This is a genomic window from Hydrogenispora ethanolica, from assembly GCF_004340685.1.
GTDB lineage: Bacteria > Bacillota > UBA4882 > UBA8346 > UBA8346 > Hydrogenispora > Hydrogenispora ethanolica.
This window is the reverse complement of sequence record NZ_SLUN01000032.1, coordinates 1-15,131: the sequence shown is the minus strand read 5'-3', so window position 1 is coordinate 15,131 and position 15,131 is coordinate 1. Positions and strand designations below refer to the sequence as shown.

Below are 15,131 nucleotides of genomic sequence, written 5' to 3'. Positions count from 1 at the left end.
GATTACTCCTCCTGATAGACTAGTTTCTTACGGAGCAGCCATTGGACCAGGGTCAGGGCGAGGATCAACGCGAAGATGACCATCCCGACGGCCGAGGCCTTGCCGTACTCAAAGGTTTTGAAACCCAGCTGATACAAGTACATTACCAGTACGTTGGTGGCGCCGGCCGGCCCGCCGCCGGTCAGGACGTAGATCGAGCCGAAGACCTTGAAAGCGCCGATGATCGTCACCATCAGAGTCAGGAAGATCACCGGCCCGAGCTCGGGCAGGGTGACATGGAGAAACTTTTTGAACCAGCCGGCTCCGTCCAGCTCGGCCGCTTCATAATACATCCCGGGGATCGATTGCAAGGCGGCCAGGATGATGACCACGTTCATCCCCAGGTTCTTCAGGAGCCGGGTGACGATCACCGCGAGCATGGCCCAACTGGAGTCGCCCAGCCAGTTCGGTCCGGTCAGTCCCAGCATCTTCAGGACGTAATTGACCAAGCCGTAATCGTAGTTCCAGATCCACAACCAGACCACGGAAAAGACGACTTCCGAGGTGATCACCGGGATAAAGTAGACGCTCCGGAAAAAGGCGGCCAACCGGCGGACCTGATTCAGCAGGACCGAGGTTACCAGAGCCAGCAGCATATTGGCGGGCACCAGTCCGGCGGCGAAGATTAACGTGTTTAGCAAGGCCTTGTGAAACATTGGATCCTGACCGAAGAGTTCGCGGTAATTCTGCGGGCCGATCCAGCGCGGCGCTTCCAAAACATTGTAACTGGTGAAGCTCAAATAACCACTGACCAGCAACGGCAAGAGCAGAAAGACCATCAGTCCCGCGAGCAGCGGCAGTAAAAAGCAGGTTGCCCAGGCGCCCTCCCCGGGCAGCCGGTTACGAGTCCGCTGTAAAACAGGAGCGGCGACGGAAGTCAGCTTGGAAACGGTCATGGCAAATCTCCTTTCAGGCCGATACAATCGGTGCCCGCCGTTTCGCGGCAGGCACCGGAGTTCTTACTTACCGGCCAACAAAGCGTTGACCCGGGTTTGGATCTTCTGGAGCGTCTCCTCGACCGGCTGTTTCCCGGCGACCATCAGATCGAACTCTTCCTGGGCGATCAGGTTGGCCTTGACGAACAGCGGGAAGTGCTCGGTCAACGAGCTGTACTGCAGGGAGTCGATGAAAACTTTCTTATTTGCCGGCGGAGTGGCCGGATTCAGAAACTCTTTGGAGAGGCCGATCGATCTGCGGGGCGGCCCAAAATACTCGGACTGCACGCGGATCCCTTCCTCGCTGCTCAAAAAGCGCAGCAGATCGAGGCTCTCCTTCTGATAGGCGGTGGATTTCATCACCACCAGAAAGGCCGAGCCGCCCCGGAGTTTCCGGCCGGCCGGTCCTTTGGGGACGTAAGTGATATCGTAATCCAGCCCCTTGACCCCGTCGAACCGGGCGTTCATGCTCATGAAGCCCAGGAACATCGCGGACCGTCCCTGCTCGAACGGAGCGGCGATCCCCGGCTTGGTCGAAAGGCCGCCGTTGACCCATTCCATATATTTCTTGAGCGCCGTCACGGACTGCGGGCTGTTGATGACGCACCGGGTCCGCTTGGCGTTCATAAAGTTCCCGCCGTAGGCGCGGATCAGATTCAACAGGCTCTGCCACTCGGTTCCCTTGTCGAGCAGATTCTCGACGCCGTAGACCTTATTGGCGCCCTCGCCTTTGCTCAGCTTGCGCAGGGCGCTGTCAAAATCGTCCCAGGTCCAGTTCTCGTTGGGGTATTTCAGCTTGGCTTCATCGAAGAGTTTCTTGTTATAAAAGAGCACCGGCGCCGGGGTCGAGAAGGGAATGGCGTAAAGCTTGCCTTTCCAACGGCCGCCTTCCAGGGTCGAAGGATAGAAGTCCGCCATCTGCCAGTCTTTGCCCCATTTCTTGACCGCCCCGTCCAAGGCCACGAAATACCCCTTGTCCGCGAAGTAGGTCAGGCTGTCCTCCGACCACCAGGTGATGTCGGGCGGATTGCCGCTGGCAATCATCGAGGTGACTTTCTCGGTGAATTCGCCGTAAGGCGCGATGATGATCTCCACCGCAATATGGGGATGGGTCTTTTTGTAGGATTCCAGCAGTTTGTTGTACATGTCGATATGCTTGGGAGCGCCCCAGATCACCATCTTCAGGTTGACCGGCTTGGAGGCGGCCAACCCCGCCGTAGCCGCGCCGATCAGGCAAAACGTCAAACTCAGCAAAATCAATGTGAAACGTAGCTTTTTCAACTGAATACTCCCCCTTTGCTCTTTTTATCCTGCCGAAACAGGTTTTCTGTCCTGATTATAAAGGGATCCGCCCGGAAACCGAAGCAACGTTCTTCCGGAAAACGTGCACATTCTTACGAAAAATTACCGTTCGATGAAAGCACCCTGCGACTCCAGCGCGGCCTGGAGCGAAGCCACGGGAAGATCGGCCGGCCGGCAGCCTTGCCCGACTGCCAGCGCCGCCGCCACCCCCCCGGCATGACCGATGGCCCCGGCCGTCGGGGTAGTCCGGATCGCCGCCTGGGCCTCGAAGGTCGCTGAAATGCAACGCCCAACCGTGATTAAATTGACAGTCTGTGCATTGAGCAGGCACCGGTAAGGGATACCGTAATAAGCGCCCCAAGGCAGGTGGGTGGAAACGGTCCCCGCCCCATCCGGGCTATGAATATCCAGCGGATAGCCGGAATGGGCCACCACATCCGGGAACGGCCGGCACTCCAATACATCTTGCCGGGTCAACGTATACAAGCCCCGAATCTGCCGCGAACCCCGGACCCCGATCGCCGGACCGGAACCGACGATCTCGGCGTTCGCGAAACCCGGCACCCGGGTCTTCAAAAAGACGGCTAGTTCCCGGATCTGCCTCCTCCCCTCAATTTCGGCCTGGGATAAACTCCAGGGATCGGTCCCGTCGCAGCCCAGGATGCGGGCAGTATTGACGATTACTTCACCCGGCAGATTGGTTTCAAAAAACAGCAGATCCTCCCGCTCGAACGTGATCTCACCCCGGTCGCGGGCGGCTTGCAAGGTTTTTACAAAACCGCCGATGGAGAGGCGCGGCGCCCGCTCGATCAGCGCTGTCTCCCCCCGGAGTCTCGGAAACTCGTCGGGATGGGCCTTGATGAAATCGCGCACCGCCGGAATATCGACGTTGCGCAGTTTCAGGTTCATGGTCATCGGCTGGGAGAGACCGTCTCCCGCCCGGCCTTTGTCGAACCCTACCCCCGCCCAGGCCGAAAGATCGGCATCGCCGGTGGCGTCGATATACACTTGGGCTGTCAGTCGGCTCAACCCGGCTTTATTACAGACGGTTATTTCTTGAATCGCACTCTCCGCCACCGTCGCCCCGGCCAGCATGGTATGGTACAACAGCTCGGCCCCGCTCTCCAGTACCATCATTTCCAGCTCATGTTTGAGCGCCTCGGCGTCGAAAGGCGTCACCGAATCGGTGTATCCGGTGGTATCCACGAGATGCCCCGGTGATTTTCCCCGGCTGACCAACCGCTCGACCAGCTCAGCGGCCAGCCCTTGAATCACCTGCTTGTTTCCGGCGTGAAAAGTCATCATCGGCCCGACGCCGGCCGCGGTCAACATTCCGCCCAGGAAGCCGTACTGTTCGACCACTAACGTTCTGACGCCGAGCCGGGCCGCGGCCGTCGCGGCCAAGGCTCCGGAGATGCCGCCGCCCACTATCAATACCTCGTAGGACATCTCACTCACTCCTTTAAAAAAAATCATTGCCACCTCATTATAGCGGCAATGATCGATGTTCCTGAAGCAATATTCCTACGGAAAGGTTGTTCATTCTTCCGGAAAACGGCAGCGCTCCCGGCGCAAGGCCTCCCGGTACTCGGTCGGGGTCATCCCGGTGTATTTTTTGAAGATCTTGCTGAAATACTGAGGATTCTCATACCCGACCCCGGCTCCGACCTCAAATGCCTTGGCATCCGGATCGCCCAGCCGTTGTTTGGCTTTTTCCACCCGGAGCTCGGTCAGATATTCCAGGAAGCTTTGGCCGAGCTCATTACTGAAAACACTGCTGAAATAGTTGGGACTCATATGGACCACCCCGGCCAGCCGGTTCAGGGTCAACGGCTCGTGATAATGCTCCGCCATATAGGAGCGGGCTTCCTCCACCACCTGTTTATGCTTGAGAATCTTGTGATCCCGGATATAATCGGCCAAGAGCGTCAGTTTGGCGAACAGCCACTGCCGCAATTGTTCCAGACTTCCGATCCTCTGCATTTCCTCGAAATATAAAAAATCCTTGCCGTATAACTCCGCCGCATCGATCTCAAACTCCGGCAGCACCCGCAACGCGATGCTGAAGAGCTCGATCCCCGTTTGGCGCAGTTGCGGGAGACGGATTGGAGGCCATTGAGCGATTCCGCCTATGATCGTCTGCACCGACTCCAGGACCGCGGCGCGGTCTCCCACCCGCAACGCGGCAAGGAGAACCTTCTCCTGTCCGGAAGAGATCGGCCGGGTAGGCGCGGCGCAGCGATTTGCCGCCGCTTCGAACCAGGCTATCTTGCCGGCGGCCAGCCCGGTACATTCCAAGGCCTGCTTGGCCTGGTGATAGCTTTGCCGAATCGTCTGCCAGTCGGGATTAGGGAGACTGATGCCGATGCTCAGGCGCAACCCGAACCGCGCGGCGACCGCTTCTAGCAGCTGCTGGCAGCACCGGCCGAACTCCTCCCGGAACGCCGCTTCCGGGAGGCCCGCTTGATTCATTCCGAGCACGATCAGCTCATCGTCCCGGCCTTCAAAGCCGCTGCCCCCATCGCCCAGGAGCTCTTCCACGACTTCCATGACCAGGACTTTGCCGAATTCCCGGTCCTCATCGGACATTGCCGCCACCTCCGGGCTCCGGAGCTCCGCCAAGGCGATCAAAAAAGATGCGGTTCCAAATCCGGGCCCCAGCAGTCGCAACCCTTCATGGAATTCAGCCGGAGGATGGCCACCGTAGAGCAACCGGTTCAGATAACGCTCGCGGAGTAAAGGCGTTGCCAGCTCCAAGCGCCGCTGCTTTTCCCGGTCGCTCCGGAGTGCGGCTAGCGCCCGACCGAGGACTTCCACCAGATCATGGATGTCGCTGGTCTTCAGAAGATAATCGAAAGCCCCTAGTTTCAAGGCGGCTTGGGCATAAGCGAAATCATCGAAACCGCTCAGGATAACGACCTTGGCCTCGGGGTTCAGTTGTCTGACGCGGTCCAAAAGTTCCAGTCCGTCCAGGCCGGGCATGCGGATATCGGTCAATACCACATCCGGCCGCCAGCTGTCCATTAGCGCCAGCGCCTCGGCCCCGCCGGCGGCGGTGCGCACCTCGTCGATCGCCAGTTCGCGCCAGGGAACCGCCTGCGCGATGCCGTTCCGGATCAATGCCTCATCGTCGACGATCAGTATTTTAAACATTCCCTTCGCCCTCCGCGCCTTGAATGATTGGGATGCCAATCTCAAACGTAGTTTCCGAATCCGGGATGCTGACGCATTTCAGTGTAAAGTCGTTATTGAAATAAAGCCGCAGTCTTTCCCGGACGTTTTTGAGGCCGTAACCTCCGTTGATCAGGCGCTCCAGACCTTCCGGGCTCAATTCCGTTTCCGGTATCCCAGCCCCATTATCGGTTACCTGGAAGATAATCCGTTCTTCCCTGAGAAAAACCTGGATCCGGATCAAGCCCCGCCGCTTCGCTTTTTCGATCCCATGAATCAACGAGTTCTCGACCAACGGCTGGAGCAGTAGTTTGATGGTCGGCAACGAACCGATCCCTTCCGCCACCGCCACTTCATAATCGAACTGTTCCTGAAAGCGCAGCTTTTGAATGTCCAGATAATTCCGGACATGGTCCACTTCTTTTTCAACCGTCGTAAACTCTTTCCCTTTGTTCAGCCCCAGCCGGAAGAAGTTGGAAAGGGCCGCCGCCATCCGTCCGATCGGATGGTTCCCGGCGGCCATGGCCATCCAATACATCGACGCCAGCGTATTGTATAGAAAATGTGGGTTGATATGAGCTTCCAACGCCTTAATTTCCGCCTCCGCCTTTTTCTTTTGCTCCAGTTCCAACATTTGCAGGAGCTTTTGAATGTGCGCCATCATCCGGTTGAAAGACTCGCCCAATTCGCCGATTTCATCCTGATAGCGAACCTTAAAGCGCACTGACATATCCCCGGTGGCTCCTTGCTTCATCAGTCCGCTCAATTTGTGAACCGGATTGAGAATCCCCTTGGCGATAAAGAAAGACAGCACGACCACCAGCAGCAAGCAGATCAGGATGATCAGCAGCGTGACGTTGCGGATCATGCTGGCCTCGGCGATCAACTGCCGGTACGGCGTCAATGCCACCAGTTTCCAACCGGTCACAAAGAAGGTGTTATAAACCACAAACAACGGGGTAGCGCCTTGCCGGACGATGAAACTGCCATTTTCGTTCCGGTCGATGCCGCGGGCGATCTCCGGCCGCACCGTATCCAGTCCGTTATACGAGTGGTCGGGTTGAAAGATGAGCCGGCTTTGTTGATCAAACAGATACAGTCCCGTATTTTTAGAATGATTCAGGCGCTGGGAAATGTTGTTTAAGATATTTTTCTGGATATGGACTACCAGAACACCCAGCACATTCAGGTCCGCGTCGTACAACTTGCGAGTAAGGATGAAAACGTTCTGCCCCAAGACGGGCCGGGGCGGCCACCACTTGTAGTTGTTGTATTCGGTTAAAGTCTCCCGGTACAAATCACTCGTTTTGTAATGGGCTTGATAATCGTCGGTTAGATACCGGATACCGTAAACCCCGGTGACATCGCCGGCGGCGAAGATATGGTTGCTCCGGGCCGATAATATATAGAGGCTGGTAATATAGTCATTGCTGAATTTAATGCTTTTGAGAATCGCGGCGACTCTCGGGTTGTCGGATTCATAATCCTGGGAAGCAGCCGGCTCCGTCTTCGCCAGGATCTCCTTGACCGAGGCGTTGTTGAGCAGCACTTTGCTGATGTCGTCGATGTTTTTAAAATTGAGAAAAATATTGATATTAATCTCCCGGGTGATATCCATGGTGTAACGGCTGACGATCTCCTGGATCGTACGGGCCGATTGGTAATATGAAAAGATCCCGAGCGCCAATAAAGGGACGAGCGACACAATGGTAAAAGAGAGCGCCAACCGGAAATGGAGCCCGCGGTTCATCAGCAATCCGCGCCAGGCGCTCGACCAATCCGGTAACACCCACTTCCGCCACTGCCGCTGCATCCCATCTACCTCCCGTCATCGTTTTTTCGCATCCCGGCTCAAAAATCCTGCCTTGTATCGGTTTTTTTAAAAATTTCCTGCCAATACGTTAAAATGCAACAAATTTTGTCCGTTCTCCACCAAGCCATGGCTAAAAGAAACGTCCGTTATGATTTCCGAATCAAGCGGTCCAGCTGTTTCGGCAGCGAAAAATGATCCGATGGGGCTCGCTACCATCGTAATGTTACCGAAATAAACTCTCTCAAGCCAAATCCACCGGCTTCCGCTCGCTCCTGAGATCGCGCGCCATATCTGCCAGTCTTTTTCATAATACGACCGGAGTGCCGGACATACAATAATCCTATCTGCGAAGTAAATTTAGGCATGAAGGGGATTTAAAATGGGGCGTAAATCTTGGTTTTGGGGAATTTTGCTCTGCGGATTGATCATCGGTTCGGCGGCGTCCGGGAAAGCCTCTGATTTTCGCGGCAACCGGTGGGGCGGCTCTATGAAGCAGGTTGCGCAGCAGGAACGAGCCGAGCTGGAGTTCCGTGACGACCAATCCCTCTTCTACCGGACCCGGGTAGCCGGGCTTAATTGCTATCTGATTTATCAGTTTGACCGGAACCAGCTTTATCAGGCCGGTTACATCATTCCTCCCCGCAATCGCAATTTAAACGGTTGTTTCCAAGATTATCAAAAATTACTGCGGTATCTCGTCGCAGACTACGGCGAGCCTCAGGAGAACCAAGCGCTTTGGTCCGACAATGCTTTGCGTGATCAACCGGAAAAATACGGGATGGCGGTCAGCCTCGGTCATCTGGCGCGGCAGGCGATCTGGTACACTCCGGGCACTGTTATCCGCCTCCGGCTTTGGGGCGAAAATCGCCAAATCAATTTGGGAGCGGGCTTTTTCCGTCGAACGCAAGAAGAAACGCATCCCCACTCCAAAACGGTATTTTTCGGAATCTGAGAGCGAACCGATGGCAGGTTAACACCGGTCCCAAAATTAAAGAATAATCGGCTTGCGAGCTAATTCGGCTTAGTCTCTGTTTTTAGACGTAGCGTCCAGGTAGTTTCATCCCAATCATAACGCAATCCTCGCTTGGTCGAGGTCAAAACATCGAGCGGGATCCAATCGAAATTCGCAACTGAGCCAGTCGTTCCGCTCTGTCCGTTCTGCGCCGGAATGGATTCCGGCTCCAGATTGAGCGCCGGCCCGATGAGCCGGCGGTTCAACTCCAACCGATCGGCGGTCTTCCTTCCGGCGGCTCCGGCGATTATTTTGCCGTTGAGCAAGACTTTGAAGCGGTAAACCTCCAACGTATCATGTTCCGGATACCAGATCAGCTTCCATTGGCCTGCTTCGAAGTCCGCCAAGGCTTTCAAAGGCTGATACCCCGGAAAATCGCTCGCCGGAACCGTCGCTGGCAGACCATTGCTATAGAACTCCTGATTCCAATAGAAACCGTCGTTCCCCAGTAGATCCCCATCCAGGCGGATCAACCGGGGCACCTCGATGGCTGTCGGCCGCTTATGCTTCAAGAGTTCATCCAACGACTTCCAATGCGGTTCGCCCTCCCAGTTTAAAGCGGAGATCACCTGTTCCACCCGGCCGGGAGGATCTATTCGATAGATGTCGGGAAAAAGGGTCAGCCAAACGCGATGTTCCTCGTCCATCTCCCCTACGACGGTCCGATATTCAATCTCCACCGGGGTTCCCGGCAGTACCAAGTTGAAAAGGACTTCAATATCGTGATTATACATCCGGAAACACCCCTGGGAGACCGGGCTTCCAATGGACCATTCGGCGTTGTTGCCGTGAATTCCGTAGCCGGGCCGGTTCAATCCCAACCAGTATTTGCCCAGCGGGTTGTTCGGACCGGGCGGTACCGGCTGCCGCTTGCTCGGATACCAAGTGGGGTTGAGCACTTTGTTGATTACCCAAAAACTGCCGATGGGCGAGGGTGAATCCGATTTCCCTACCGCCACATAGAAACTGCGATACAATTCAGTCCCGTGATACAAATAGAGCCGGTATTCCGGGATATTGATTCGGATGTGCCAGGAATCGGCGGTTGAACCGACCGCGCCAACCGGCAGACTGAGCAATACCAGCAGACCCAGGATGATTCGTAGTTGTTTCGTTACCACCAAAAGCTCCTCCATCTCCGCTTATCTGTTATAGTAGGGTGCCTAGAAGCAGTCGAGATATGCTTTCTTTCGCCAAAAATCAGCCGGGGTTCTCCTGAAAAGTTTGACTTCAATGGTGAAATATGCTAAAATATTTTTTAACCTAAAGGGGTGCTCCTGAACTTGGGGCTGAGATCATACCCTATGAACCTGACCCGGGTAATGCCGGCGGAGGGAGAATTCGGAATCAACGCGATGACCCCCCTTTTTCAAAGGGGGGTTTTGTTTGGGAGCCCACTTGAAAAATTCGAGGAGGATGCCATCATGATCAAAAAATTGCTTCGTCTCCTGATTCCGGTGGGACTTTTGATTGCGCTCGCCGGAGTCTGCGTCAGTGCTCCTCAAGCCCTGACGGTGTACACGTATTCCAGCTTTCCGGTGCCCTTGATCGAAAAGATCAAAAGCCATTTCGCGGAGAAATACCATCTCACAGTGAACTTCCGCTCTTTCTCGGACACGGGGCCGCTCTTCAATCAATTGCTCCAGGAGAAAAGTTCTCCCCAAGCCGACCTGGTGATCGGCCTGGATAATAACTATGCCGCCAAGGCCGGCAAATATAATCTATTCAGCCCCTACCGTCCCAAGGCGGTCAATCACATCAAAAAAGAACTGATCTTCGATCGCCATTTCCGGTTGATCCCTTACGATTACGGTTTTATTGTTTTCAATTTCAACCGGGAAGCCTTGAAACAGGTTCCCAGAACTCATAAGGACCTGCTGGATCCGGCTTACAAAGGGAAGATCATCATCGAAAACCCGCTGACTTCTTCGCCGGGACAAGTTTTTCTCCTGACGACCATCGCCTTATACGGCGAAAAAGGGTATTTGGAATATTGGAAGAGTCTCCGCAAAAATATTCTGGCGATCACCCCGGGTTGGGATGAGGCCTATGGAATGTACACCAACGGGGAAGCGCCCATCGTCCTCTCCTATGGGACCAGTCCGGTTTATCATCTTATCAGTGAAAAAACCGAAAAATATCAGGCTCTGGTCCTGGACGGAGCCGCCTACGCCCAGATTGAGGGAATGGGCATTGTCAAGGGCAGCAAACATACCCGGGAAGCCACGCTTTTAGTGGATTACATCCTGGATCCCGACTTTCAAGCGGCCCTTCCGGAACAACAGTTCATGTATCCCATCCGTTCCGACGTGCCGTTGCCGGCCAGTTTCCGGATCGCCGCCAAGGCCGACCGGGTATTGAACCTGCCCCAGGCGAAGGTGGAGGCCAACCTCCAACGCTGGCTCGACCAGTGGGAGAAAGCCATTAATCAGTAGAATGGAAATATCGAACCTGCCATGAGAAAATTCCGGCGCGATCTCATCCTGTTGATTATTATGGGCGGCTGTTTTTATTTGCCGGTCTTCTTCGTACTGGCCCAGGCTTTTTGGGGAGCTGACGCCTGGGCCAGCCTTTGGCAATTCATCCGGTCGGGAGTTTTCCGGAACACCCTGCTTTTTTCACTTAGCGAAGCTTTGCTCAGCGCCGCTTTCAGCCTAGTCATCGCGTTACCGGGCGCCTACTTCTTTGGCCGCTACGATTTCCCGGGCAAACGGTTGCTCCGCAGTTGGCTGGCGATTCCCTTCATGCTGCCCGGCATCCTGGTCGTGCTGGGCCTGGTGATCTTTTACGGCAAAAACGGGGTCTTCTCCCAGTGGTTAGCAGGGCTGTTTCCTGAGGCCCATTGGGAGATGAACTACCTCTATAGTTTTTGGGGAATCGTCTTGGCCAACGTTTTTTATAATTTCGCCTTCTGCCTGCGTTTGCTCGGTGAGCGCTGGGAAAAGATCGATCCGCGCTTGAGCGAGGCCTCCCAGTTGCATGGAGCCGGAGCGTTGGAGACGTGGCTGCGTGTCGTCTGGCCGTTACTGCGGCCCACGGCGGCCTATCTCTTTACCATGGTCTTTCTCTATTCCTTTCTCAGTTTTACAGTAGTCTTAATTCTCGGAGGCTATCTTTATAAGACCTTTGAGGTGCTCATTTATATTGAGTTTAATAGCAAGCTGAATTTGAGCGGTGCGGCAACCATCGCTGCGCTGCAAATGCTGCTGTTGGCCGGGGTGCTTCTGATTCAGGGAATGCTCGCCCGGTCAGCGGCGGCCTATTCAAACTTTCAAGCGGAGCGGCCCGCTCTAAGCTTCCGGCGCCAGCCGCTGGCTACGGTTCTTTTCCTGACTTACCTGGCAACCATCACGCTCTTCTTCATGAGTCCATTGATTGCGGTAATCGCCCGTTCCTTTCAAACGCAGTCCGGGTCCGCTTTTACCTTCATCAACTATGCCTCCCTGATGGGAACCGGCTTTACCTTTGCGATTGGCAAAAGCTTCGCCCAGGTTCTCGGGTCCAGCCTATCGATTGCTTTCATCGCTGCCTTCTCCACAGTTGCTTTTGCTTACCTGGTGGCCTGGTTTCGGCGAGAAGAGCCCTGGGGCTGGTTGGACCTGCTCTGCCAACTCCCGCTGGGATTCTCTTTTTTGACTTTTTCCACCGGGTTGGCGGGTTGGGTAGGCAGGCTGCTTCCAGGATGGATCCTGGTGATCTGGGCGCAAATCTTTCTCGCTTTCCCACTCGTCTATTCGGTGCTGCGGACCGCCCGCCGCGAAATGAGCCGCTCTCTGACCGAGGCTTCGGCGGTTCTCGGGGCCGGGGAAGTCGAAACCTTCTGCCGGATCGAGATGCCGCTGATGCTGAAACCGCTGCAGACCGGATTCAGCTATGCCGCAGCCATCTCTCTCGGAGATCTCTCGGCTGTCCTGGTATTGGGAAAAGGCGAGGTAGTTACCTTGCCGGTAGCCATCTACCGCTTGATCGGCCATTATCATTTCCCGGCCGCGACCGCCCTGGGAACGTTGTTCATTCTCTTTTCGCTCTTATTATACCTTGGGATCCAGGGACAGGTTCGAAATCCGTCGGGCATGGGAAATTAATCCGATGGTTGGCTGAATGTCAATTTTGGAAAACGCGTTAAAGCATCGCGATTTTCCAAAGTTCTTTTCGATGTGTTTAACAGGGGGAGATCGTTTGAACGAGATACTGCTCCAGATGGCGGTCCAAAAAAAATATCCTGAATTCCGACTCCAGGCTGAACTTGGGGTGGCGCAGGATGAATTTTTCGCGCTGGTCGGCCCGAGCGGTTGCGGGAAAACTACCTTATTGCGCTTGATTAGCGGACTGGAGCGGCCGGACAGCGGACGCATCATTCTCGGCGGCGAAGATATCACGAAGCTCCCTCCGTCGCGGCGCCGCATCGGCATGGTTTTTCAGGATTATGCCTTATTCCCGCATCTTTCAGTCTATCAAAATATCGAGTACGGTCTCAAAGTCCAACGGCTTCCGGGCAAGGAACGCCGGAAGCGGGTGAGTGAACTCCTAGCCCTCTTTCACCTGGAAGAACTCGCTTCCCGTAAAATTGACCGGCTCTCCGGCGGCGAGCGCCAGAGGGTCGCTCTGGCCCGTTCCCTTGCGCCCCGCCCCTTTCTGCTGCTTTTGGATGAGCCGTTTTCCTCGCTCGATTTTTTACTCCGCCAACAACTGGCCGGAGAATTAAAACAGTGGCAGAAAGAGCTCGGCGCAACCTTCATCTTCGTCAGTCATCAGCAAGAGGAGGCCCTCGCCCTCTCGGACCGTTTAGCAGTGATGAAAAATGGCCGGGTGGTGCAGATCGCCGATCCCCGGACCATTTATGAGGAACCCGTGGATTCGTTCGTCGCCAGCTTTTTCGGGGAAGCGAACTTGCTCCCCGTCCGGGTCACGATGGATCCGGGCGCAAAGCTTGCCATCGCTTTCGAAGACACCCGTTTGGCCCATTTCGAGTACACCCCCGAACCCCCGGGGCAAAAGTGTACACCCGGGGACTATTGGCTGGTGGTACGGCCGGAAGAGATCGTTCTGGAGACGGAGTCTCGGTCCGGAATCTCCGCAGAGGTGCTGAACCTCGACTATTTGGGATATTTAGTCCGCCTCGACCTCCTGATAGGTGCGACCCGAATGAGGGCCCTCGTGGGAAAAGAGCATGCCTTCCTGCGTCCTGAGGAGCGGGTCTCCTGCCGTTTTCGCCTTAATAAGCCCCGTTTCATTCCGAGAAATGGCTATACAGGATGAAATAAATTCCTTAATTTATCCATCATGGAAGGCTTACGGGACATGATGCATCATTAGAAATTTAATTCAACTTATATAGCTCATTGATGATCATCCAAGTCCCGCCGGCCGCGGACTTTCTCCTGGATCTGCAGGATGGTACCCTTCGTAACGATGGCTTCGCCATAGCGGTCCCGCAAGCTATCGATCGCCTGATGCAAACGGTCGAGCTCCGCAGGGGCCTCCTGCTTCTCCTCCGTCTCAAACAAATTTAACTGCCTGGAACCGGATTCATTGAATCCGCTGACGCTAATTCCGATCAAGCGCACCTGACGCGAGCCCCAATTTAATTGTTGAGCGAGCTTGAAGCCCTCCCGGTAGATCGTTTCCTCAAAATCGGTCGCCGTCGGCAGCGTGAGCCGTTTCGAAAAGGTTTTAAAGTCCAGGTCGCGAATCTTCACTGTAATGGTTCGCCCTTTTAGGCCGTGCCGCCGCAATCTGCGGGCCACCTGATCACTGAGCCAGAGCAGGACTCCGGCCAAAAAGCCTCGATCGTCCGTATCATTCTGGAACGTAACCTCGTGTCCGACGCTCTTTGTCTCTTCCTCCGTCAGCACCGGCCGCTCGTCATGGCCGTGGGCCAATTGATACAAATGGCTCCCCAGCTCCCCGAACCGTTCCACCAGCTTTAAAGGATCGAACCGCTGCAACGCGCCGATGGTCCGGATACCCATCGCCAGCAACTGTTCCTCTGTTTTAGGCCCGACTCCCCACAACTTGCTCACCGGCAAATCCGCCAAAATCTCGCGCAGGTTTTCGGCGCTAATCACTACAAACCCTTGAGGTTTTCGGAGATCCGAGGCCAATTTGGCCAAAAACTTATTCGGTGCGATGCCCACCGAAGCCGGTAATCCGACCTCGGTACCGATCCGCGCTACGATCCGGCGCCCGATCTCCTCGACCGGTCCAAAGATCCGTTCCGAACCCGTTAAATCGAGGAAAGCCTCATCCAGCGAAAGCGGTTCGATGACCGGTGTAAAATCAGAGAGGATCGTCATGATCTGGCGCGAAGCCTGGGCATAGCGAGCCCCCCGTACCGGAAGGAAAATGCCCTTCGGGCAACGGCGATATGCTTCCCGGAGCGGCATTGCCGAATGGACCCCGAACTTGCGGGCCTCGTATGAACAGGTCGAGACCACCCCCCGAGCATTGGGATCACCCCCGACAATCACCGGTTGCCCCCGTAAAGCGGGGTTGTCGCGTTGCTCGACTGCGGCAAAAAAGGCATCCATATCGATATGAAGAATCTTCCGCTCCATGATTCCTCCTGCTTCAGCTCTATTGTTGAATGAAAGGAATTTATCTACTGGGATCATTTCTCGTCATACTTTTCAGGGTGCAGCTTCCGAACAAACGTTCGTCATCCACTTAATCATGCCATACCAACCAAGGGACGTCAAGGGGAACTTTTTGACGATCACTTCCTAATCTACAGGCAGCCTAAACGCCAAAAGACTTCGGAGAAACTCCGAAGTCTTTTGGTTTGAAAAAATCGCTCCTGGCGAAGACCTACTCTCCCGGCCGGTTACCCGACAAGTACCATTGGCGCAGAGGGGCTTAA

The 15,131-nt window shown here is 55.2% G+C and carries 11 protein-coding genes and 1 riboswitch; of the genes, 4 read left to right on the top strand and 7 right to left on the bottom strand.

The annotated features are described in order from the left end of the window. Positions 1-2 precede the first annotated feature (2 nt). The 5 genes from EDC14_RS20280 to EDC14_RS20260 all read right to left on the bottom strand — a co-directional run bounded on the left by EDC14_RS20280 (position 3) and on the right by EDC14_RS20260 (position 7,260). Positions 3-935 carry a carbohydrate ABC transporter permease gene (locus EDC14_RS20280; RefSeq protein WP_132016147.1) on the bottom strand — a complete coding sequence of 311 codons (933 nt, stop codon included), beginning with the start codon at positions 933-935 and terminating at the stop codon, positions 3-5. A gap of 63 nt (positions 936-998) precedes the next feature. Further along, on the bottom strand, positions 999-2,255 hold the full coding sequence (locus EDC14_RS20275) for an ABC transporter substrate-binding protein (RefSeq protein WP_132016146.1): 1,257 nt from the start codon (positions 2,253-2,255) through the stop codon (positions 999-1,001). Positions 2,256-2,378: 123 nt separating this feature from the next. After that, positions 2,379-3,725 (bottom strand): FAD-dependent oxidoreductase, encoded by a 1,347-nt coding sequence (locus EDC14_RS20270; RefSeq protein WP_243663049.1) that lies wholly within the window; start codon positions 3,723-3,725, stop codon positions 2,379-2,381. A gap of 90 nt (positions 3,726-3,815) precedes the next feature. Continuing rightward, the gene (locus tag EDC14_RS20265) at positions 3,816-5,429 is read right to left on the bottom strand and encodes a response regulator (RefSeq protein WP_132016144.1); all 1,614 of its coding nucleotides are present in this window, start codon (positions 5,427-5,429) and stop codon (positions 3,816-3,818) included. Then, the gene (locus EDC14_RS20260; RefSeq protein ID WP_132016143.1) at positions 5,422-7,260 is read right to left on the bottom strand and encodes a cache domain-containing sensor histidine kinase; all 1,839 of its coding nucleotides are present in this window, start codon (positions 7,258-7,260) and stop codon (positions 5,422-5,424) included. Before EDC14_RS20260 ends, EDC14_RS20265 begins: the two co-directional genes overlap by 8 nt. A 379-nt stretch (positions 7,261-7,639) precedes the next feature. Between EDC14_RS20260 and EDC14_RS20255 the strand changes: the two genes are divergently transcribed. After that, positions 7,640-8,212: a hypothetical protein gene (locus EDC14_RS20255; RefSeq protein WP_132016142.1), complete on the top strand. Its 573-nt coding sequence runs from the start codon at positions 7,640-7,642 to the stop codon at positions 8,210-8,212. Between the two features lie 59 nt (positions 8,213-8,271). Here EDC14_RS20255 and EDC14_RS20250 read toward each other — a convergent pair whose 3' ends face one another. Next, entirely contained in the window at positions 8,272-9,393 is a 1,122-nt protein-coding gene (locus EDC14_RS20250) for a L,D-transpeptidase (protein WP_243663048.1), read from the bottom strand. 136 nt (positions 9,394-9,529) lie between these two features. Continuing rightward, positions 9,530-9,628, top strand: a riboswitch (TPP riboswitch). Positions 9,629-9,696: 68 nt separating this feature from the next. Here EDC14_RS20250 and EDC14_RS20245 point away from each other — a divergent pair. The 3 genes from EDC14_RS20245 (at position 9,697) to EDC14_RS20235 (ending at position 13,531) form a co-directional block, all read left to right on the top strand. Then, positions 9,697-10,707 (top strand): thiamine ABC transporter substrate-binding protein, encoded by a 1,011-nt coding sequence (locus tag EDC14_RS20245; RefSeq protein ID WP_165908175.1) that lies wholly within the window; start codon positions 9,697-9,699, stop codon positions 10,705-10,707. Positions 10,708-10,728: 21 nt separating this feature from the next. Then, positions 10,729-12,357 carry an ABC transporter permease gene (locus EDC14_RS20240; protein WP_132016139.1) on the top strand — a complete coding sequence of 543 codons (1,629 nt, stop codon included), beginning with the start codon at positions 10,729-10,731 and terminating at the stop codon, positions 12,355-12,357. Between the two features lie 94 nt (positions 12,358-12,451). Beyond that, positions 12,452-13,531, top strand: coding sequence for an ABC transporter ATP-binding protein (locus EDC14_RS20235; protein ID WP_165908174.1), 1,080 nt, complete (start codon positions 12,452-12,454; stop codon positions 13,529-13,531). A gap of 80 nt (positions 13,532-13,611) precedes the next feature. Here the strand turns inward: EDC14_RS20235 and dinB are convergent, their stop codons facing one another. Further along, the gene (gene dinB / locus EDC14_RS20230) at positions 13,612-14,829 is read right to left on the bottom strand and encodes a DNA polymerase IV (protein WP_132016137.1); all 1,218 of its coding nucleotides are present in this window, start codon (positions 14,827-14,829) and stop codon (positions 13,612-13,614) included. Positions 14,830-15,131: the final 302 nt, after the last annotated feature.

Bases quoted from the DNA above. Each gene is read 5' to 3' on its own strand.
- EDC14_RS20280 (WP_132016147.1), bottom strand. From the start codon at position 935: ATGACCGTTTCCAAGCTGACTTCCGTCGCCGCTCCTGTTTTACAGCGG.
- EDC14_RS20270 (WP_243663049.1), bottom strand. From the start codon at position 3,725: ATGTCCTACGAGGTATTGATAGTGGGCGGCGGCATCTCCGGAGCCTTG.
- EDC14_RS20265 (WP_132016144.1), bottom strand. From the start codon at position 5,429: ATGTTTAAAATACTGATCGTCGACGATGAGGCATTGATCCGGAACGGC.
- EDC14_RS20260 (WP_132016143.1), bottom strand. From the start codon at position 7,260: ATGCAGCGGCAGTGGCGGAAGTGGGTGTTACCGGATTGGTCGAGCGCC.
- EDC14_RS20255 (WP_132016142.1), top strand. From the start codon at position 7,640: ATGGGGCGTAAATCTTGGTTTTGGGGAATTTTGCTCTGCGGATTGATC.
- EDC14_RS20245 (WP_165908175.1), top strand. From the start codon at position 9,697: ATGATCAAAAAATTGCTTCGTCTCCTGATTCCGGTGGGACTTTTGATT.
- EDC14_RS20240 (WP_132016139.1), top strand. From the start codon at position 10,729: ATGAGAAAATTCCGGCGCGATCTCATCCTGTTGATTATTATGGGCGGC.
- dinB (WP_132016137.1), bottom strand. From the start codon at position 14,829: ATGGAGCGGAAGATTCTTCATATCGATATGGATGCCTTTTTTGCCGCA.